The following is a 1142-nucleotide window of genomic DNA, read 5'->3' as shown; positions in this document are numbered from 1 at the left end:
CCTTTTGATGATCCGCGAGTTATGCCGGGTGGGCCAGGTATTGATTATGTTGATGATGACGGTGATCCACACCACTTAAAGTATGGCTCAGCAGGTCCAGGCTGGGGGTTGCAGTACATCGCCATAAAGGCCATAGGTGGCTTGACCGCAGAATACTTTTCCAACTGGCAGGAACTGCCGACCACGATCCCAGAAGTGAAGAATTATAAGGGCTGGAGCCGAATGCAGTGTGACCCGAGTAAGGGCTTGCGGTAACTGTTGGCGTTGTCGAAAAGGAAGACTGTATGAAAATCAAAGGACTGTCTCTGGTCATGATGTCCAGCTTACTCGTACTGTCGGGCTGCAGCCGCCCGCATGAGACACCCACGCAGGTCATCTACCTTTTTGACGACCACCGCTATTTGGAGCTAAAGGGATGGTACTGCCAGGGAGCGCTGTATTACGTTGACCCGGTGCGTGGTATCCGTTCAGAAGTGGCAAGCCAGTTTTACCGCGCCTTTGCCGATAAATATGTCCACCCTTCTGAGCGATATATTGCCATCCCTTCATGGGATACAGACGCCTTCGCAGTATCAAAAGACTACGGCAGAACCTGGCGCAGCGGACAGTTTGCAACCAATATGCATACTTTCGAGCCAAATAGGACTTGGAGTCCGTTAAGAGAGAATATGCTTTCCTTCACCGTGGTCAACGATCAGGGTTTCCTACTCACCCGTCAGGGCAACCTGTATATGAGTTCAAAACCCTTTGATGATCCGCGAGTTATGCCGGGCGGCCCCGGCGTTGATTATGTGGATATGGACGGTGAAAAGCAGAACATTGCTCCTGGCTCAGCTGGCCCTGGTTGGGGGCTCGAGTATATTGCTACAAAAGCCATAGGTGGTTTGACGGCAGAGCTTCTTACAAATTGGCAGGACATGCCCACCAGCGTGCCAGAGGTGAAGAACTATAAGGGCTGGAGCCGAATGCAGTGTGACCCGAGTAAGGGCTTGCGGTAATTGTTGGCGTGGTCGAAAAGGAAGACTGTATGAAAATCAAAGGACTGTCTCTGGTCATGATGGCCAGCTTACTCGTACTGTCGGGCTGCTCCCGCCCGCAAGAGACGCCGACGCAGGTCATCTACCGTTTTGACGACCACCGTT

General features: G+C 52.3%; 1 protein-coding gene and 1 pseudogene. Both read left to right on the top strand.

Annotated features, from left to right (window positions below):
- Positions 1-255 (top strand): annotated as a pseudogene (locus GEAM_RS23375) (T6SS immunity protein Tli3 family protein); the annotation flags it as partial.
- A gap of 29 nt (positions 256-284) precedes the next feature.
- Entirely contained in the window at positions 285-998 is a 714-nt protein-coding gene (locus tag GEAM_RS20505) for a T6SS immunity protein Tli3 family protein (protein ID WP_034795459.1), read from the top strand.
- Positions 999-1142 lie beyond the last annotated feature (144 nt).

It is taken from the genome of Ewingella americana ATCC 33852, from assembly GCF_000735345.1.
GTDB classification, from domain to species: Bacteria; Pseudomonadota; Gammaproteobacteria; order Enterobacterales; family Enterobacteriaceae; genus Ewingella; species Ewingella americana.
This window is presented reverse-complemented; position numbering and strand designations above follow the sequence as displayed.

Excerpts from the sequence above, each read along its gene's own strand:
- GEAM_RS20505 (WP_034795459.1), top strand. The coding sequence starts at position 285 with ATGAAAATCAAAGGACTGTCTCTGGTCATGATGTCCAGCTTACTCGTA.